This window comes from Saprospiraceae bacterium, assembly GCA_016717265.1.
GTDB lineage: Bacteria > Bacteroidota > Bacteroidia > Chitinophagales > Saprospiraceae > Vicinibacter.
This window is the reverse complement of the sequence record JADKFX010000001.1, coordinates 154,685-175,414: the sequence shown is the minus strand read 5'-3', so window position 1 is coordinate 175,414 and position 20,730 is coordinate 154,685. Positions and strand designations below refer to the sequence as shown.

Below are 20,730 nucleotides of genomic sequence, written 5' to 3'. Positions count from 1 at the left end.
AGACATCATAATGGACCAGGAATTATTAAAGTACCCTATTGGACAATGGAAATCACAATTAATTTATAAACAGGAGGACATTCAAAAATGGATCGAAGACATTCAAAAACTCCCATATCTATTGAAAGAAATGGTCCAAAAGATGGACGAATCGGTCTATAATAATAAGTATAGGCCTGATTCCTGGACTATTCAGCAGATAATCCACCATATAGCAGATAGTCATGTAAATGGTTATATCAGGCATAAATTAACAGTGACACAGCATCAACCTACCATAAATCCATATTTGGAAGCTTCCTGGGCAGAATTAGAAGATGTGAAGCGGCTTCCATTGCAAATTTCATTAGATTTGATTGTAGCACTACATCAAAGATGGGCGGTTTTTTTAGATTCAGTTTCAAATTCAGATTTGGAGAAATGCTATTATCATCCTGAACATCAACGATTTATAACTTTACAAGAATCTATTGGTATGTATTCATGGCATGGTCGGCATCATCTTGCACATATTCGAAATGCTGTAACGAATCCATATTAATCCTGCAATAAAGTTATTTTTGCGACCTCATGAGTTTTATATTAGAATTAAAAAAAAGAAGAACCTTTGGTATCGTGTCTCATCCAGATGCGGGAAAAACTACACTTACTGAAAAATTACTTTTATTTGGGGGTGCAATTCAAACGGCTGGTGCTGTTAAATCCAATAAAATAAAGAAACATGCGACTTCCGACTTTATGGAAATCGAACGACAAAGAGGAATTTCAGTAGCAACCAGTGTCATGGCGTTTCCTTATCGGAATTTACAAATTAATATCTTGGATACGCCCGGCCATAAAGATTTTGCTGAAGACACTTTCCGAACTTTAACAGCGGTTGATAGTGTTATTGTGGTAATTGATGTAGCAAAAGGGGTTGAAGAGCAAACTGAAAAATTGGTTCAAGTTTGTAGAATGCGTCATACTCCAATCATCGTTTTTATTAATAAACTTGACAGAGAAGGCAAAGATGCTTTTGACTTGTTGGATGAAATTGAAACAAAACTTAATTTAAGAGTGACCCCACTTTCCTGGCCAATTGGTATGGGTCAGAGCTTCCAAGGTGTTTACAGTTTATATGAAAAAAAAATCATTCACTTTAAACCACATGGCAAACAAGACACGGAAGAAGTAATTTCAATTCATGATCTTAAAGATCCTAAACTGGAACAAATCATTGGAGCCAGGCCTCACCACCAATTATTAGATGAAATTCATACCGTAGAATCTGTCTATCCAGCATTTCATAGAGAAGATTATTTATCTGGAAAAATTTGTCCGGTTTTCTACGGTTCGGCTGTCAATAATTTTGGTGTGCGGGAATTATTGGATTGTTTTGTTGAAATTGCACCAGAGCCTTTATATCGAGAAACAGAAGAACGAATTGTTCAACCAGAAGAACAAAAATTAAGTGGATTTGTATTTAAGATTCATGCAAATATGGATCCGAAACACCGGGATCGAATCGCTTTTTTTAGAATTTGTTCAGGCGTATTTAAGCGAAATACCAATTACTTTCATGTCAGACTTAACAGACAATTAAAATTTTCCAATCCGACTTCTTTTATGGCGGCCAGAAAAGAAGTTGTTGAAGAGGCTTATCCTGGAGATGTAGTTGGTTTATTTGATAGTGGAAATTTCAAAATCGGTGATTCTTTAACAGAGGGAGAATCATTACATTTTAAAGGAATTCCTCGATTTTCACCAGAAATATTCAGATATGTAAACAATGCAGATCCTTCAAAATTTAAACAATTTGCAAAAGGCTTGGATCAGCTTATGGATGAAGGGGTAGCTCAAATGTTTATAAAAGAAGACAGTCAGCGAAAAATAATAGGTGTTGTGGGAGCTTTGCAGTTTGATGTAATCCAATACCGGATGGAGCATGAATACAATGCGGCTTGCAATTATGATCCTATTAATTTACATAAAGCCCTCTGGGTTGAATGTGCAGATGTAAAAAAATTAGATGAATTTATTACCAGAAGAAAGAAGGATCTTGCCCGTGATAAGGATGGGAAATTAATTTTTCTGGCAGAATCTGCATGGACTTTAAAATTAGTACAAGAGAATTTTCCAGATTTAAAATTTCATATGAGTTCGGAATTTTAAGGATTCTGAAATAAAGATTTTAAATCTAAAAAAGAGATTTTTAGAATCGACCAGATTTGAATAAAGCTTATTTAATTATATTTTTCTTGTTATGTGTTTTAAGGAGTTATAATTTATTTTTTGTTTTTTATTAATTTAAGAAGACCTGAATTGAATACAAAGAAACGAACTGAATTGTAACCACTGAACGAATCGCCATTTTAATATTTTTTTATTAACAGAAATTCGCAAAAAATAAGATCATGAATGAAGCCAATGGGATCCAAAATATTATTTCAATTTATTCAAATAGTTTGATCGTATTAAGTCAATATGATAGGAATAGTTTGGAGTTCTATGATTTGAATGATAAAATTACCTATGAAATTCAATTTGAAGAAGCTTTACTGGCAATTCAGGAACTTAAAGTTTATTTGATTTCAAAAAATGAAGCTACGATGCTATTTGGAAATCGTAAGGATGATAGTTTTGAAGGAATTCTTGGCAATGTTGTTCAAAGTTTTGATGGAAATTATGTATACCCTTCCATTGAAGAACAAGCGGCTCATTTATTATATTTTATAATTAAGAATCATCCATTTTCAGATGGAAATAAAAGAATTGGTGCGTTCATCTTTGTTTGGTTTTTAGAAAAAAACAAACATCACATTAAAAAGAATGGCGAATTAAAAATTAATGATAACGGACTCGTAGCGCTAGCATTATTGGTTGCGCAAAGTAATCCTGCCGAAATGGAACAAATGATAAAGCTGATTGTAAACCTGATAAATTAAAGGAAAAAGATCTTTAAGAATTTAAAAATGACTAATTTTTAGTTCTCAGCTTAGAATTTGCGTTGATAGATGCTCAGAGAGCTTTGCACTTATTTTATTGTATAGCAATCTTTTAATGTTTCTGTAAATTTAGATTTTTGGTCTTTTGTTTATTTTGAGATTTTTGTAAATTTATATTTTTTCTGGATTTGAAAAAATTAATTTTAGCATCCCGAAGTTTTTTATGTTTTTCTTTTAAAAATAATTTACTATTAATAAGCAAGTTTTCTTTTGTAATAATATTTTTTAGAGTTCCTTTAAATTCGAGATCTCGATTTTCTGATTTCAAGGCAGAAATAAAACTGGAAGGTAATAAAAAGTATCCTTTTGGTAATTTTAGTTTTGAAATTTGGGTACCAAAGTTTTTAATAAAATGCAAACAATTATTAATTCGAAGACTGTATTTTTGTTTTACTAATTGGTTTTTTAATTTCAGACATGTTTTTAGTTCTTGTTCAGAAATTTCAATTATAAATCCATCATCTCTAATGGATTTCCAATCATCCCGGATTTCACCTTCCATAAATCCAAATACACCACTTGATTGAATACCACCTTTAGGATAAAAGCCAAAACATGCTAGTACCACATTTTTATTTAAAATGGTATCTTCCTGAATTAAACCAATGTAAGCATGCCCAAAAGACTGTCTTATTACGCCATCAAAAAAACCTTCTTTTGAAAAAAAAACAAGCCATTGCTTTGAAAAAATTGCTTGCTGAGAACAAAGCAATAGGAGTGCGACAAGGAATGTTTTTTTCATTTTAGTAATTCAATTTCAGATAGATTCTATCATTAGACTGCGATTACCAATACATTATAAAGTATGCAATTCGTTTAAGGTCTATTAGCAAATATATGTTTTTAAACTGAATTAACTTGTAAATAACACTAAAATATTTAGAAATATTTCGATTAAAATGCAATTTTATATGGGTATGATTAATGGATTTTCATACGAATCAATTAAAAACCACCATTTATGGGCAGGAATTGCAAATTCAAGCTATGAAAGCTGTAATTTTGAACATTAATTAAGAAAATTATGATCGCAGAAGTCACGGTTTACCAGCCTAAACATAAAATTCGGATACTAACAGCGGCCTCTTTGTATGATGGGCACGATGCGGCCATTAATATTATGCGTCGAATCATGCAAAGTAGCGGGGTAGAAATTATCCATATGGGGCATAATCGGTCGGCTTTAGAAATTGTGGATGCTGCAATTCAGGAAGACGTCCAAGGAATCGCTATAACTAGTTATCAAGGTGGTCATAATGAATTTTTTAAATATATATATGATTTGTTAAAAGAAAAAGGCTGTGGCCATATCAAATTGTTTGGCGGCGGCGGCGGCACTATTTTACCATCTGAAATTGCAGCTCTTCAAAAATATGGGATCACCCGTATTTATAGTCCGGATGATGGGCGCCACATGGGTTTGCAAGGAATGATCAATGATTTGATTTCTCAATGTGATTTTGCTACTGGAGGTTCTTTAAATGGAGAATTAAAGGAAATTATTCATACTGATTTTAGAGCGGTCGCCCGTTTAATATCTACGGTGGAAAACTTCCCAGATCAATCGGAAGCACTCCTGAATGCCCTTTCCAAAACTCCAGTGCAAAAAATCATTCCTGTTCTGGGGATTACAGGTACTGGTGGCGCAGGAAAATCGAGCCTGGTGGATGAATTGGTAAGACGATTTATTCTTGATTTTGCAGAAAAGAAAATAGCCATATTATCTGTTGACCCTTCTAAGCGAAAAACTGGAGGAGCCTTATTAGGTGATCGAATCCGCATGAATGCAATTCATCCTGAATTTAGTGGTGGTAGAGTTTTTATGCGTTCACTAGCTACCCGACAAAGCAATCTGGCGCTTTCGCCACATATTCAAAATGCATTAAAAATTTTGAAAGCAGCAGCATTTGATTTAATTATTTTGGAAACTTCAGGAATTGGACAAAGCGACACCGAAATTGTCGACTTTAGTGATGTTTCTTTATATGTTATGACTCCTGAATATGGCGCAGCAACTCAATTAGAAAAAATTGATATGCTAGACTTTGCAGATATTGTAGCGATCAATAAATTTGACAAGCGAGGAGCACAAGATGCCCTTCGGGATGTTCGAAAACAGTTTCAGCGGAATCATAAATCATTTGATAAAAATTCAAATGAGATGCCAGTTTATGGCACGATTGCTTCCCAATTTAATGATCCTGGAACCAATTTATTGTATAAAAATTTAATGGAAACCATTGGAAAGAAAACCAATTCTAATTTGCATTCTCAGTTAAGCGTTTCCATTGGTGAATCCGAAAAAATCTATATTATACCGCCAAACAGAACACGATATCTCAGCGAAATTTCTGATAATAACCGGCAATATGATCAATGGGTAAGCAAACAGTCTGAGATTGCACATCAATGGCAAGCATTAAATACCGTTTCGGATTTGGCTGACCAGGAAGTACTGAAAAATGCAATTCAAAAACTTAGTACACAAATATTAGAACAACTTGATGGAAATTCCAGATCCATTTTGGAAAACTGGAATGAAAAAAAACAAGCTTACAACAGCGATGAATATATCTATAAGGTAAGAGACAAAGAAATTAGAGTTCCAACGTTTACAAAATCCTTATCCCATACACGGATACCAAGAGTTGTTTTACCAAAATATAAGGATTGGGGAGACATTTTAAAATGGACTTTGCAAGAAAATGTACCGGGTTCTTTTCCCTATACTGCAGGTGTTTATCCTTTTAAGCGGGATGAAGAAGATCCTACCAGAATGTTTGCTGGCGAAGGTGGGCCTGAAAGAACAAATCGCAGATTTCATTATGTAAGTGTAGACATGCCCGCAAATCGTTTGAGTACTGCATTTGATTCCGTAACACTTTATGGAGAAGATCCTGATTTCAGACCTGATATATATGGAAAAGTTGGAAATAGTGGTGTCAGTGTTTGCAGTTTGGATGATGCAAAGAAATTATACAGTGGATTTGATCTGTGCGATCCTAAGACTTCGGTAAGCATGACCATTAATGGACCCGCTGCAACCATTTGTGCATTTTTTATGAATGCTGCCATAGATCAACAATGTGAAAAATATATCCACGAACATAAATTGGAAGCTACTGTAGAAGAAGCTTTAAAAATAAAATTTGATAATAAGGGTTTCACCAGACCAACATATCAGGGTGATTTACCTCCTGGTAATAATGGACTTGGTTTATTGTTACTTGGAATTACCGGAGATGAAATTCTCGATCCAAACACCTACCAAAATTTAAAAGCCAAAGCCTTAAAGTCTGTTCGTGGTACTGTTCAGGCTGATATTTTAAAAGAGGATCAAGCACAAAATACCTGTATTTTTTCAACAGAATTTTCTTTGAAACTTATGGGCGATGTGCAGGAATATTTTATTCGAAATGGAGTGCGGAATTTTTATTCAGTTTCTATTAGTGGTTACCATATTGCAGAGGCAGGAGCAAATCCAATTTCACAATTAGCATTTACGCTAGCGAATGGGTTCACATTTGTTGAATACTATTTATCACGAGGAATGAATATTGATGATTTTGCACCCAATTTATCGTTCTTCTTTTCCAATGGAGTAGATCCTGAATATGCAGTAATTGGTAGAGTTGCCCGTCGGATTTGGTCAAAAGCGATGAAACATAAATATCATGGCAATGAAAGAAGCCAAATGTTGAAGTATCATATTCAGACATCGGGTAGATCGCTGCACGCCCAGGAAATTTCATTTAATGATATACGGACCACGCTGCAGGCTCTATATGCTATCTACGATAATTGCAATTCGTTGCACACCAATGCGTATGATGAAGCAATCACAACCCCTACAGAAGAATCTGTAAGAAGAGCAATGGCAATCCAATTAATTATTAATAAGGAATTGGGACTTGCAAAAAATGAGAATCCACTACAGGGTTCTTTTATTATTGAAGAATTAACAGATTTAGTAGAAGAAGCTGTTTTATTAGAATTTGATAAAATGACTGAACGAGGAGGGGTTTTAGGTGCTATGGAAACAATGTATCAGCGAAGTAAGATTCAAGAAGAAAGTTTGTATTATGAAACCTTAAAACATACTGGAGAATATCCAATTATTGGGGTTAATACCTTCCTTTCAAAGGATGGTTCACCTACGGTTTTACCAAGGGAAGTGATCCGTGCGACAGAAGAAGAAAAAAATGATCAGATCTCTGCATTAGAGCATTTGAAAATGGCAAATACAGCATCCAGTGATGAAAAACTCAGGCTTTTGCAACAAGCAGCTTTGCGTAATCAAAATATGTTTGCCGAATTGATGGAGGCTGTAAAATCCTGTTCGTTAGGAACCATTACAACTGCTTTATATGCTGTAGGAGGAAAGTATCGCAGAAATATGTAACCAGGTAAATGCTGTATCGAACTTCAGAAGAAGCATTCTAGGAATCTATTTGGGTAATTGTTTGCAAAGATTCTACCCGATTTTTTGCAAGCGTTGTATGCATTGGAATGGATTTCAGTTTTTTAAAAATCCATTGTTTAAAAATAATTATTTATTTAAATCTAAATCTACGAAACAATTCGTAGATTTGTGATACATTTGGTTTTTGATGGAATTTTAATTCCAATTATTTATTTAAAAAAATAAATCATTTAGTATGTATCGTTTCATGCTTTTGGCTTGCCTTTGGTTAAGCCTTGGTTCAGCTTATGGCTTTCCTAAACCTTTTTACAGATTATTAGGGAATGTTGTGGATGCAGAAAGCAATCCAATGCCATTTGCGGTGGTCGTTTTATTTTCTATGAAAGATAGTACAATGGTAAAAACAGAAGTTTGCGATGAATCGGGTCACTTTGTATTCGAAATTGAACCAAACGTTCAGCAAGCATATTATCTCAATGTCAGCATGGTATTTTATGAATCTTATTTTTCATCTCCAATTGAATTAAATGCAGAGCAATCACAGATTAATTTAGGCACAATTAAATTGAAATCAAGCTCAAATAATTTGAATGAAATTACAATTCATGGAAAAAAACCATTTATTGAACGTAAAAGTGATCGCTTTGTATTGAATGTTGAAAGTAGTATTTTGGCAAATGGAAGTAGTGCCTTTGAGATGCTGGAGAAAGCTCCTGGAATTACTATCAATTATTTGGATGCAATTGTTATGAAAGGTAAAACAGGTGTTGTCATCTTGATTGATGGCAAACAAAGTCCATTAGCAGGAACAGATCTTGCAAATTATTTAAAAGCTTTGCCATCAAATAGTTTAGACAGGATTGAAATCATTAGTAATCCTTCAGCCAAATATGAAGCAGCTGGAAATGCGGGTATCATAGATATCCGACTAAAAAAAGATCAACGTTTTGGAACCAATGGAAGTGTCTCCGCCAATTATGGGCAAGGTATTTATCCTAAAGCGGGTATTGGATTAAATCTAAATCATCGAACAAAATATTTTAATTTATTTGGAAGTTCAAATTACAGTTTTCGAAAAGGTTTGAATAAACTGATATTGTATCGAGAATTTTTCGAAAATGGGAAAAGTACAGGTGCATATGATCAACAAAATTATCTGGTTTTCCCGTTTCATTATAATACAATCCGTCTAGGAACTGATTATTATTTTCCAAATGGCAAAACAATCCTGGGAGTTGTTGCATCTGGTTCCATAAATCGATTTAAACCGCATGGAGAAAATAATTCAAATGTGGAGAATGCGCTGCATGAAAAAGTATCTTCTTTTGAAACGAGCAATCGCAGTAGTGATTTATGGCCAAATTATGCTTTTAATTTTAATGCTAAACATAGTTTTGATTCACTAGGAACAGAAATCACCTTGGATATTGATTATGCTCGATTTTGGAATGAAACGGAACAGAACTTTTTAACTAAGTATTACGATTTGAAAAAGGAACCCATAAAACAAGATTATTATTTATATGGAGATTTGAATGGTATCCTGGAAATTCGATCTCTAAAAATAGATTTTAACAAATCTATTTTTAAGCATTGGAAAATGGAAGCGGGTATAAAAAGCAGTATTGTGGATGCTGATAATGATCTTGCCTTTTATGATAAAAGTAATTTGTTACCTGTTTATGATAGTACCAAGAGTAATCATTTTTTATATCAGGAAAATATTAATGCGGCCTATTTAAATTACCACTATGAGAAGACTAAATTAAGTGTGCAAGCAGGTCTAAGAGTTGAACAAACCATTGCAATTGGGAAGCAACTTGTAAATGAAAATTCTTTTGATCGAGAATATACAAATTTATTTCCATCTTTTTTCGTAAATTATGCAGTAAAGCCAACTTATGACATGGGTTTTAATATCAGCAGAAGACTAGACCGCCCGCATTACCAGCAATTGAATCCATTTAAATTTTTCCTTGATCCAAGTACCTATAAAGAAGGAAATCCATTTTTAAATCCACAGTATAGTTGGGTGCTAGAATGGAATCACAGCATACTCAAGAATTATAATATTTCAGTTTCATACACAAACACAAAAGATAATATAACTGAAGTTATTGGTCCGGTCGAAGGACAAGACCGTATCACAGTGCAAACAAATGAAAATCTTTTGAAGTTTGAAAATATTTCAATAAGTGGATCTACTAATATTAATATTCTTAAAAACTGGAGTAGCATGATCAATGTAAGCAGTTGGATCGGTAAATATCGTGGAAATTTTGCAAATACCAGTTTACAAGATGGAAATATAGTTTTGAATTTAAGTTCAAATAATTCAATTAAGTTTGAAAAGGATTGGTCTGGAGAATTTAGTTTAAGTTACCAGACACCAGAAGTCTATGGTTTTATGAAATTAGAAACCATGTGGGGTATAAATTTAGGAATCCAAAAGCAATTTTTGAATAAGAAGGCAAGTATTAAATTAAGTGCGACTGATCTATTTTGGACCAATTTACCAAAGGCTAATATTCAATACCGGGATTATTTTGAGCGTTTTGTTGTAAAACGAGAAACACGGGTTGTTTCATGCAGTTTTAATTATAGATTTGGAAATACAAAAATTGCTGGTAGCAGAAAAAGAGTTAGCGGTGCAGAAGATGAAAAGAAGCGGGCATCAAGTGGTCAAGGATAGCTATTTATATTTTAGGACTTACTTTTCCATTGCAAAATTGACCATGGTGTCAATATTCATTTTTGTTCCTTCATTCCAGGCAATTTTAAAGTCTTCTGCTTCAATTTGAATTGTAAGATTATAAATTTATTTAATTGGTTGTATATAATGTGGTGTAGCAAATTTCTTAAAAAGCTAAATTGCTTTTGATTAACTTCTCAATATTTAGAAACTAAAATTAATAAAATTAAATTGAATTTTAAAATTCTATAAGATATAGAAACTAAAACCAAGAAAGGAATTTAAATTATCTTTGTAACAGTGTTTCTTCCAAACCCGTATATAGATTTTTCATCCATTCTAAAGATTCTTCGGAGTTTTCCTGTTTGTTCAATATAAGCAATAGTTTTCCAGGATTCGTTTTAATATAGAGTCTCATCTTATTTTCAAAAGTAAATGTTTTTTCAAAATAATCATTTACAGAATTAAATACAGGAGTTGGTGCAAAGCTTTCATTTAAAAAATTATGAACTTGTTGAATTTTTTCAAGTCCATAAGAAGCTGTAATCTCATAAGTTTCATCAGATTCAGATTCACTGATAGAGATCTTATCGGGTGTATTTTGAAAAGCGCCGAATGTTGTAATTGTTAAAAGTGCAATCAAGCTAAATGTTAATTTAGGATATGTGATTTTCATAGTATTAAATTATTTTAAGGTAATATTAATTCAAATATAAGCTAAATAATTAAGAATTGTTAATCTGTATTAATTTTTAAATAGGCTTTCATAGGTATCCAGTAATATTCTTTCCAACCTTTTTTAAGTTGTTCAACTTTATGTTCGGGAATACCAGTTTGCTCAAATTTCAATTTTGTCTTATTTCCATTGGGTTCAAAGCTAAATTTGCAAATGGAATAATGGTTTTCTGGCCAACCATTTTCAGCAAAATTCCAGGCTTGAACAATTTTTTGGGCCACTGCTAATTCAATGTTATAGCCTTTACAATACCCATTAAATATATTAAATTTTCCATTTATTTCATTGCTGATAATAACGTCTGATCCAGTAAAAGCTGCATGTTTATAAGGATCCATAAACAAATAGTAGAGCTCCTCCGGGCTAGCATCGAAGCTTATATTCTGTTTAATGGTTTTTACTTTTAACACGTATTCTTGGTATTTTAATACAAAAATATTACAAATAGTTTGAATGTCTAAAATTTATTTGTTTTCATTCCAAACAAGGCCTTTTAAGTGCTATTCTAATATGTTTAGACAGTTCTGTAAAAAGAAATTTAAAGTAGGGCATTGTTGCCTTAAATTTTGATAGAATCAGGTGGCTTAAGGATCTTAATTTTAAAAAGTACAGAAAGTCATTAAAATGAATTTCAAGTAGTGCAATAAGATTTATTTCATTATTTTACGAAACCATATTTTAATCCTTATTTATTAGTTACTTAATTGATTCCAAGATTGTTGTTGCGCTTTGTTTAAAAATGTCCAGGCAACAATGCGACTTATTTTATTTCCTTGTCCCATTGGAAATGTTTTTATTTCAAATGTTTTCGCTTGTTTAAGGGTATCGTAAACAATTTGGAGATTGGCTTTCTTAGAAATCAAAGTGGAAAACCATAAACAAGAAGTTTTGTATTCAATACTTTCATGAATCATTTGCTTTACAAATCCTAATTCACCTCCATTATAAGATAGTTCATGCGTATCACCTCCGAAATTTAAAACAGGCTTTGCAATTTTTAGATGACTTAAATTATTTAGTTTACGAAGCGTACCCGCATGCGCTTCTTCAATAGAATTATGAAATGGCGGGTTGCAAATGGTAACATGGAAAAGTTCCTTAGGCTGAATGATGCTCTTGAATATAGCTTTAGAATTCGATTGTAGTCGGAGTTCTATAAATCCTTGTAAACATGAATTTAATGCAATCGTTTGTTTTGCTGCTTCAATAGAAGTTTGATGTATATCGGATCCAACAAATGACCATCCATATTCTTGATGTCCAATTATCGGATAAATGCAATTAGCGCCTATCCCAATATCCAGGCATTTTATTTTATAGCCGGTTGGGATTTTTCCAGCATTTCCAGAAGCTAATAAATCTGCAATATTATGAATATAGTCAGCTCTGCCAGGAATAGGCGGACATAAATAATTGTTAGGTATATCCCAGAAGTCTATCTGGTAATGAAATTTAAGAAGTGCTTTATTTAGCATCTTTACTGCATCCGGATTTGCAAAATCAATAGAACTATCATTAAATTTATTAATAATAACAAAGGGTTCTAAGGCAGGGAGGCAAGAACAAAGTTGTTTGAAATCATAACGAGTTCTATGTTTATTACGGATATGTAAATTATATTTTTCAATTGGATGAATCTTCTTTTTTTGAATCATAAAAAGAAATGACAAATTTTAAAGATATTATCTTAATTTATACAGTACTTCAGCAGTTGTATAAGTTGTTTAGCCAATTTGCAAATTTATGTAATTAAAGCATGTGCTGTTTACTGAGGTCTTAAGTCGATAGTCAAATATAATAAGAACTACTGAAATTACAATTCGTTTAATGAAATTTTAATTACGGTCTTTGTAGGGTTTTTAGTTAAAACAGCTGCATTATCTTTAGGCAAACTCGTTCAATTTCCAGAAAGCGTTCAGTATATTCTTTAAGCAAAGTATTAAAAATCAGTTATGTCCTAGGCTTTAATATTTTTTTATATGCTTGTTGAAGGGCATCTTTCAGAATGGACTTAGGTACTTTTTGTAAATCAATAAATGTAGCACCTTTTTGACCCCATTTATTTGGAACGGGATATATAATATTACAATCAAAGGCAGAAAAAACAGATTGATCAATTGGAGATAACATTAAACAGGCTAAGTTTTTTTGAATATCAAGTGTAGCGAAGATCTTATTATGCACCCGAAAGGATGTTTTTTCAAAATGAGCTAATTCTATGGCATCAGGCAATGAAAGTGCTAATTGACGGAATGATTCTATATCGACCAATTTTATTTGAATTGTCTGCAAATATCGTAAGAGTTGGCTATAAAATTATAGCTAAATTATTAAAAGCAAGTTGAGTAATCTTATTCTATAATAAGTTTTCCGGTATTCATTATTTGATTTTCATGAAGGAGCTTAAACATATACATTCCTGACGGTAGAACCAAATTTAATTCTGGAGTTTGCCTAATTAATTTGGATTTGAATACCATATTTCCAAGATTATTATAGATGATTAAATCTAACGTTAAATGATTTGCAAAATCAATTCTTAAATTTCCATTTGACGGATTCGGATATAAATTTATGGGAGCATTTACTATTGTAGAAGAACTTTTTGTAGGATTTATAATTTCAAAATCTGTAGAGCAGCTTTTCCCATTATAACTTGCTTTAAATATATATTTACCAGCAAGCGTGGGTAATTTTTTTGAATATCCTTGAATTCTGGTTTTAGAATCGGTTACGCTTATGTATGTCCAATTTGTAAAGTTACTTCCATCTGGATTTAAAATGCTCATTTCTGCTTTCAATCCAATTATTTCTTCCCGGATATACATATAGAATTTTGCAAAACCAGCAGGCAAACCAGTACCTTGAAATGGGATTTGAAAGGAGCTACTTTCATTTAAGGTTTCCGTGCCAGGGCAAGGGGGAAGCACAATATCTGTGGTATTTGAAGAAACTTTTACAATAGCAGATTCTTTGTATTCTTTTTGATCGTTCCACCAGGATTTTGAATTTAAAGTATTGCAAGTACCGGAAAAGGGATCAATTCGAGTTGAAACTGTGCTTCCACTCCACACTTCGAAATGAAGATGCGGTCCAGATGAATTTCCGGAACTCCCAACGATACCAAGAAATTCACCGGAAAGTACGGATTGTCCGATAATTTTTGCGGTTAAAGAATTCTTTTTCATATGAAAATAAATAGCCCGTGAACCATCCTCATGTTGAATTACAATATAATTAGCTGTAGCAGATGTAGAGCCACAATTTTTATCAAATTCCCCATCCTGTTTATCAATAATAATTCCGGATGCTGCAGCAATTACTTTAACCAGATTATTATCCATTTTATAGAAATTATTTGGCCAAATAGAAATGTCTGTGCCTTTATGACCATCATATGTATTTGATCCACAGTTGTAATCCTCAAAATTTCCAGTAGTTGTGTTTTGATCCACATACGCTGAAATTCTGTAATAACTGCAATCTTTAAGCGCTGTGTCTGCCTGAAGCGGCCATGATAAGCTTACAGAACCGGGGATTAAAGTTGTCTGTAAATCTAAAATTTGTGCATTTTTATTGCATTGATTTTCTAAGAAATTATATTGCTCTGATGTAATACAAGATTGGGGTTCATTATTTTCAAGAATTTCCATTATATTAATCTTGGATTCAAATGTATTAATTTGGGCGTTTACAAATTGGAACACTCCAATGAATACAACCATTCCATGCAAGTAAATTTTACGTTTCATTTTTTGAAGGCTAAGGTACAAATGTATAGAGCCATTATTGAGGTATTTTGCTGTCTGGAATATTTATTTAATTTGTACATTGGAATGGAATAAATTATAGATATATAATCGAATGACGGTATGATATCATGAGAAACTAAATCATTCTTAGGGTCATTTAACAGGATCCTTTTAAACAGATGCAATATTCATTTCTTAATTGGGTGTCGGATAGCAAATAGTCAATTAAAATATTTATGCTATTATCAATTGAAATAAAAGTAAATACTCCATATTGTCTTTGTGAATTTATTTTTGTAAGTTTGTAAAAATCTTACATATGTTGAAAGCCTTGCAGTTCGTAGTTTTAATAATTATTTGTCTTCCACGAAGCCTATTTGCACAAACCTGGGAATCATTATCGGATATTCCTGAGAAACTTACATTTCCAGTTACTGCAGTCGTTGATGGAAAAATTCATATACTGGGAGGTGGTGGAGTTGGCGGAGCTACAAATAAGCATTATCAGTATGATCCACAATCCAATACATGGACGATTAAAGCACCTATTCCTTACAAAGCGCAACAACCAGCAGGAACTGCAAATAACGGGAAGATTCATTTTTTTGGTGGAGGATTTCCGACTTCTGGTTCCCCGGTAAAGGATCATTATGTTTATGATCCTATTTTAGATACCTGGAAAGCTGCAGCTAATATAGATCCAGCACGTGCAATTCATTATGCTGTAAGTTTGAATAATCAATTATATTCAATGGCAGGCCAGGGTGTTTCAGATCGATTTGAACAATATGATGCAAACAACAATAGTTGGATAAATAAGAAAAAATTGCCGGATTCAAAATTTTGGTATGGAGCACACGTAGTTGCTGTTGGTAAAATTTTTCGTTTTTGTGGAGGAGGTTATACAGCACCCATAAATTTTGCTCACGAATATGAAGTAGCAACGGATACCTGGTTAACATTGCCAAATATGCCTGTTGCAATACATGGTTTGGCAGGAGCAGCCATTGGAAATAAAATTTATCTGGTTGGAGGTTATCATGATTTTGAAGATTCTAAGGATGTTTGGGTTTATAATATGGATACCAAAACCTATACCCCAGGAGTGGCCCTTCCTACAGGAAGAACATACCATAATATGGTGTCTTTGGATGCTTGTATATACACTCTCGGTGGGAATAATGCAATTGACGCGACCGTCGGAACTTCTTTTCTTAAGTTTTGTCCGAATGTCACCGGGAGCTTTGACGAAAAGCAATTTAATACACCTGAGATTTTTACAGATCATAATTTCATTAGAATTGATTTAAAGGATAGGGTTCCTTGGAATCTAAAAATATTGGATGTAACCGGAAAACAAATATTAGCTAAAAAATTAAACGCAAGTATAAATCTATCTCACAGGATTGAAATACAGGATTTACCAGCCTCCATTTATTTTATACAATTAACAGATCAAAAAAGAAAACTTAATAGAAGCTTTATAATCATCAATTAAAATAGTAACATGTCAAATCAAATTAAAGCAACTTTAGTCATTTTGATTATTATATATGGACTTCAGGTCAATGCCCAGGTAGGAAATTCTGCGCCTGATTTTATAGTTACAGATGTTCATGGTAAAACGCATCGGCTCTATGATTATATTGAGCAAGGTAAAAAAGTTATAATTGATTTTTTCTTTACAAACTGCATTCCTTGCCAATACTATTCACCACAAGTTAATAAGGCTTATGAGAAATATGGTTGCAATACGCAGGATCTTATATTTATTACCATTGATTATAATGATACAGATGCAGAAGTTTTAGAATACGACAATACTTATAAAATTGAATTTCCTTCCATTAGTGGATTGCAAGGTGGTGGGAATAAAGTAGTAAGCCAATATAATATTTCCGCATTTCCTACCTTGATTTTAATAGATTCTACAAAAAAGATTGTAGCTGAATTTGATCCACCTACTTTGGTAGTTTTTGATTTTAAACTTGCAATGCAAGGTAATTTGCCAAAACCTTGTTTAACCAATGTTAGCAATGTAAGGAGTCAATTTGTTGTTATTTCACCGAGTCCAGTCCAGTCTCAAAATTTACAGATTTATTTAGATGAATTCATTTCAGGTCCGGCAAAAATTGAAATTTTTGATTTATTAGGAGTGACTGTGTTAAAAAAGAAAATTCATTTTAACAATGAAAACCGATATGATCTTAAAATTCCAGAACTAAAATCTGGTACCTACCTATTTAAAATGATTATTGGAAATGAGAAGCATTTTGTTATAAAATTTGAAGTGATTTAAATTTGGAAGAATATAGTAGTAATTAATCCTGGATACAAAATAAAGACAGACTTTTATTTTGGGTGTTGCTTTTTATACCTCTATTTAATATATAATTTAAATGGCTTTCCATTAATGCGTAAAAAATATAAGCCGTTTTTAAGATCTTTCATTGTAATTTTAATGTGATCCTCATCAATAAATTGATCATACACCAAATTGCCAAGTAAAGTATAAATACTAATTCTTTTATTGCTCGTTTTACCGATGATTGTAAATTGTCCAGAAGAAGGATTTGGTGAAATTTTATAATATTTTTGTTCAATTGAATCTTGATTTAAGTTTCCATATTCGAGCATTAAATTATCTATATTTAAATAGGAGCACCAAGGTTCGTTTGCACAGCCACCGCCGGTGTTTTCAAATTTGGATGGTTTAATATAAACGATTATACTATCGGGAATGAGTGCTAAGCGTTTATAATTTATCTTGCAATTAAAAATTGTAAAATAGGGTGTAGGAGGTAAATCACAAATTGCTAAAGCAATCGTGTCAATGAGTTTGGAAACTGTATTAAATTTTGTAAGGTAAATGGAGATTTCAGCGGTATCAAGGATCCCACTGCCCATACGATTTTCAGAGAATTTGTAAAATCCTTGTAAAAATGTAGGTTTTGATTTAATGCTGTTTTTATATTTAACGACATCAAAAGAATAATTGTACCATCTCGACAGTGATAATGCATATTTACCTGATTGGGCATTTGGATTTCTATAAGTACCGTATTTTAGAGAATCAGGATTTCCGCGTTTATCACAGTGAATCCAGTGTTTTAGAGCCCACTTTTGGGTGTCGATAAAAGCTTTTGGATCATAAATCCAATCTTCAAACGAGTTATTTAAAATCTGACTAAAGCTTTGATTGCAGTCTATAAGAAATAATAGGATAATTAATTTTTTCATTAAAATCAGGGAAACTCAAATTAAAAATATTAAACAAATTAATATCTATAAATTATTTGCAAAGATAAGATTATTTGTCAAAGTTGATTTGGCATTTATTTAATACTATAGTTTAACACAAATTAAGAAAAAAAGAGTCTTCAAATTACATTTATGAAAATACAAGAAGTAAATAATTCAGTGGAAATTTTATTTTCCCGGATTTATAATTCAAACGCAACAGAAACCTTGATATTAAAAGATTCGAGTTGTAATTTAATAATAATTTTCTGAATTAATTCAAATAAGAAATGTTATATACTAGTATTTAAATACAGAAAATATATTTATAAAACAAATAGGAGCGGTTAAAAGCGATTTATCGCTCCTCCATTAAAAAGTATATAAAGAGTGACAAGCATTCTGGTAATTGATCGTTGGACTCTTCAGAATGCTAGGTTGCTGGGTATAGCAATTTATATGGGATTCTGTATAAGTTTTTACCAAAATTTATTTTAAGCTGAATTCTTTGTGTTGTTATTGTCAAAGATATCTTTGCTCCATCCACGAAACTCATAGTATTTTGATTTCGGTTCGCCTGTCCAACCGTTTATTCCTTTCCTGGGTAAGAGTACACCATGAATATAAAATATAGGGATCAACCAAATCCCGATGACACAAAATGCAACCGTCCGACCAAAATAAATAGATAGCAAAATAGTGAGCAAGATTGCAATTATAAATTTCAATAGTTTTCTCCATTTTGGACTTCGTTCTTCAAAGTGGCCTAAGAATATATGCCCCAATACCAGAAGTATACTTACAACAGCAATTTCAAACCAAATGGTATTTATATTCCACATTTTAATTATTCCGGTTAATATTATGCGTAATTATTTTATCAAAATTAAGCTATATTGATAGGACTTTCAAGTTCTGATTGTTTTGAATGGATATTATCAAATATTTGCATTAACGCTATTTCATTGTTAAATAAATCTTTTCTACTTTTTTTCCAAATATCAATTTTTAGTTGACCATACATTTGTAAAAGTCGGGCTTTATTAACGAGCGAATTTTTTGACCAGTGTAAGGTATATTTTATACCTGCTTTTTCCAATTGACTTAATATTAATTGTTCAAATTTTGGGTAGGTTGAATTGTTAACAATTCCAAATTCAAATACGACTGATTTTGGGGAATGATTTGTAAATCCGAATATTGCATTGCCAGGATGGACAACTCTTGATTGAAAGACCAAAGGCAATTTCAATTTAGCTGTTTCTTGTTTTAATATTTGAATAGTTTTAATGGCGTCTGTGATAGAAACTGCGAGAGCCGTTTCATTGTATCCTTCTAAATAGGTTATTGTTGCAGTATAAAGTTGACCTGAAGTACCTCTCACATCACTAAGTACTGATTTCTTAAGATATTCATTAAATTGAATCTTTGATTTATATTTTGCAGATATAAATGGAAGGTTTAGTAAAAATTTTGCTGTTTTGTCTCCGGGAGCATATCCTTTTCTATTAGTGATAATCCACAAAGGTGGTGGTATTGGATGACCAGCTTCAAAATCAACTTTGGTTCCTTCAATTAGATAAAAACTATTTTCTGTATAGGGATTAAATACAAATTCAAGGTGGTGAAGTTTTGAGTAATAGGAAGCATCATTTAATAAATTTTCAAGGGTTTCAAGATTTATTTCTTTGATTTTAGGAAATTTAACTTGATAAATTGGCTCTGTTTCGATTGCGTAGGCAGTAATAATTCCGAATGCACCAAAACTTACGAGAGCGGCATTAAAGATATTTGTATCCCGAATTAATTTTGAATTTGTAGTTTCAATAAATTCTTGACTCATTACACTGTAGTCACTTCGCTCTAACCAAATCGGAGTATTCGTGCCATTGCAAATTTGAATTGCTACAACAAAGTCAGGTAACGCTCCAAAATTGACAGCGGCGCCATGTGTATTTCCGGAAACTGAGCCAACAATTGTTTGACCTGCCCCAATGCCTGCAGTTTTTAAAGACCGGGCTATTTGATTTCTATTTTTTGGTAATTCTAAATATACATTTAGTTCGGCTATTGAAATTCCACATTGTGTAATGACAAGAAGATTCTTTTTTTCGTTGGGGTACGTTGCATGAAACCAATTATTTTCTAATTCAAAACATGCATTGAGTAATTTAGTATTTAAAAGCCAATTTTCTGTGACTTGAATGTTTGAGAGCGCCCATGAAGATCCGATAGCCCGAATTCGTTTTTTTTTCAATCGGGCTTCTTGAATTAAATTATTTATATCGCTGGATGCTTGGTTTAAGAGTTCAATTTTAGTTGGTGTGAAGCCAGTTGTATTTGAATTGTCAATGTCGATTAAATCTTCAACTGTTTGTGTGACGGTAACATGAATATTGCTCCATTTCACAGGTCCATTTCTTCTAATCATGATGAATGTTTTTTGGTTTAGCACATTTCCAACTAATAATAACGGGTTCCCAAATTCCAAGGGTTAAAATATGCGCAATCGTACATCCAAAGTTTTTTTCGATTTTAAATTCTTCAATATTCAATCGAGATCCATCTGCCAATGCACAATTTTCAATTTTAACATCTTGTCGTATGGCTCCCCATAAGTAGGTATTTTGTTTTTGACTTTTCCATTCAGTAGAAGGTTGATTTCCAAGTTCCCGGCCATGCGGACCTCCAATTTGGTATGCGTGGATGGTAGTGCAACTTTTGGAAGTGAAAACTATCAAAAATAAAATGAAAATCAAAAATTTTGGATTTGGAATATTTTTTTTCATTTTCTAAATATTTAAGGAATCTAAATTTGAGAATTATTAATGAAGTATATGGTAAAAATAATAGCTACTTAAATCAAGAAGCAAATTAGTCAAATAATTTAGTTATTTCTATAT

General features: G+C 32.3%; 17 protein-coding genes. 7 read left to right on the top strand and 10 right to left on the bottom strand.

Features of this window, described 5'->3' with window-relative positions; translation table 11 throughout:
- Window positions 1-10: 10 nt before the first annotated feature.
- The 3 genes from IPO86_00885 (at window position 11) to IPO86_00875 (ending at window position 2,924) form a co-directional block, all read left to right on the top strand.
- The gene (locus tag IPO86_00885) at window positions 11-541 is read left to right on the top strand and encodes a putative metal-dependent hydrolase (protein ID MBK9726650.1); all 531 of its coding nucleotides are present in this window, start codon (window positions 11-13) and stop codon (window positions 539-541) included.
- A 29-nt stretch (window positions 542-570) separates the two neighbouring features.
- Entirely contained in the window at window positions 571-2,151 is a 1,581-nt protein-coding gene (locus IPO86_00880) for a peptide chain release factor 3 (protein MBK9726649.1), read from the top strand.
- A gap of 242 nt (window positions 2,152-2,393) precedes the next feature.
- The gene (locus tag IPO86_00875; GenBank protein ID MBK9726648.1) at window positions 2,394-2,924 is read left to right on the top strand and encodes a Fic family protein; all 531 of its coding nucleotides are present in this window, start codon (window positions 2,394-2,396) and stop codon (window positions 2,922-2,924) included.
- Window positions 2,925-3,036: 112 nt separating this feature from the next.
- Here IPO86_00875 and IPO86_00870 read toward each other — a convergent pair whose 3' ends face one another.
- Window positions 3,037-3,726: a hypothetical protein gene (locus IPO86_00870; protein MBK9726647.1), complete on the bottom strand. Its 690-nt coding sequence runs from the start codon at window positions 3,724-3,726 to the stop codon at window positions 3,037-3,039.
- A 282-nt stretch (window positions 3,727-4,008) separates the two neighbouring features.
- On the opposite strand from IPO86_00870, the gene IPO86_00865 reads away from it, so the two are divergent.
- Window positions 4,009-7,386, top strand: a complete 3,378-nt coding sequence (locus tag IPO86_00865; protein ID MBK9726646.1) for a methylmalonyl-CoA mutase family protein — start codon at window positions 4,009-4,011, stop codon at window positions 7,384-7,386.
- Window positions 7,387-7,642: 256 nt separating this feature from the next.
- Window positions 7,643-10,099 (top strand): TonB-dependent receptor, encoded by a 2,457-nt coding sequence (locus tag IPO86_00860; GenBank protein ID MBK9726645.1) that lies wholly within the window; start codon window positions 7,643-7,645, stop codon window positions 10,097-10,099.
- A 286-nt stretch (window positions 10,100-10,385) separates the two neighbouring features.
- Here the strand turns inward: IPO86_00860 and IPO86_00855 are convergent, their stop codons facing one another.
- The 5 genes from IPO86_00855 to IPO86_00835 form a co-directional block, all read right to left on the bottom strand.
- Window positions 10,386-10,775, bottom strand: a complete 390-nt coding sequence (locus tag IPO86_00855) for a hypothetical protein (protein ID MBK9726644.1) — start codon at window positions 10,773-10,775, stop codon at window positions 10,386-10,388.
- A 59-nt stretch (window positions 10,776-10,834) separates the two neighbouring features.
- Complete coding sequence (locus IPO86_00850) at window positions 10,835-11,245, bottom strand: SRPBCC domain-containing protein (protein MBK9726643.1); 411 nt, start codon at window positions 11,243-11,245, stop codon at window positions 10,835-10,837.
- A gap of 282 nt (window positions 11,246-11,527) precedes the next feature.
- The gene (rlmF, locus tag IPO86_00845; protein MBK9726642.1) at window positions 11,528-12,490 is read right to left on the bottom strand and encodes a 23S rRNA (adenine(1618)-N(6))-methyltransferase RlmF; all 963 of its coding nucleotides are present in this window, start codon (window positions 12,488-12,490) and stop codon (window positions 11,528-11,530) included.
- 295 nt (window positions 12,491-12,785) lie between these two features.
- A complete protein-coding gene (locus IPO86_00840) occupies window positions 12,786-13,106 on the bottom strand; it encodes an MmcQ/YjbR family DNA-binding protein (GenBank protein ID MBK9726641.1) in 321 nt (106 codons plus the stop codon).
- Window positions 13,107-13,186: 80 nt separating this feature from the next.
- Complete coding sequence (locus tag IPO86_00835; protein MBK9726640.1) at window positions 13,187-14,587, bottom strand: peptidoglycan DD-metalloendopeptidase family protein; 1,401 nt, start codon at window positions 14,585-14,587, stop codon at window positions 13,187-13,189.
- A 319-nt stretch (window positions 14,588-14,906) separates the two neighbouring features.
- On the opposite strand from IPO86_00835, the gene IPO86_00830 reads away from it, so the two are divergent.
- Complete coding sequence (locus tag IPO86_00830) at window positions 14,907-16,085, top strand: T9SS type A sorting domain-containing protein (protein ID MBK9726639.1); 1,179 nt, start codon at window positions 14,907-14,909, stop codon at window positions 16,083-16,085.
- A gap of 9 nt (window positions 16,086-16,094) precedes the next feature.
- Window positions 16,095-16,886, top strand: coding sequence for a redoxin domain-containing protein (locus IPO86_00825; protein ID MBK9726638.1), 792 nt, complete (start codon window positions 16,095-16,097; stop codon window positions 16,884-16,886).
- Window positions 16,887-16,966: 80 nt separating this feature from the next.
- Here the strand turns inward: IPO86_00825 and IPO86_00820 are convergent, their stop codons facing one another.
- The 4 genes from IPO86_00820 to IPO86_00805 all read right to left on the bottom strand — a co-directional run bounded on the left by IPO86_00820 (window position 16,967) and on the right by IPO86_00805 (window position 20,616).
- Window positions 16,967-17,827 (bottom strand): T9SS type A sorting domain-containing protein, encoded by an 861-nt coding sequence (locus IPO86_00820; protein ID MBK9726637.1) that lies wholly within the window; start codon window positions 17,825-17,827, stop codon window positions 16,967-16,969.
- A 494-nt stretch (window positions 17,828-18,321) separates the two neighbouring features.
- Complete coding sequence (locus IPO86_00815) at window positions 18,322-18,669, bottom strand: hypothetical protein (protein ID MBK9726636.1); 348 nt, start codon at window positions 18,667-18,669, stop codon at window positions 18,322-18,324.
- A gap of 44 nt (window positions 18,670-18,713) precedes the next feature.
- Window positions 18,714-20,258: a hypothetical protein gene (locus tag IPO86_00810; GenBank protein MBK9726635.1), complete on the bottom strand. Its 1,545-nt coding sequence runs from the start codon at window positions 20,256-20,258 to the stop codon at window positions 18,714-18,716.
- Window positions 20,251-20,616 carry a hypothetical protein gene (locus IPO86_00805; protein ID MBK9726634.1) on the bottom strand — a complete coding sequence of 122 codons (366 nt, stop codon included), beginning with the start codon at window positions 20,614-20,616 and terminating at the stop codon, window positions 20,251-20,253. Before IPO86_00805 ends, IPO86_00810 begins: the two co-directional genes overlap by 8 nt.
- Window positions 20,617-20,730 lie beyond the last annotated feature (114 nt).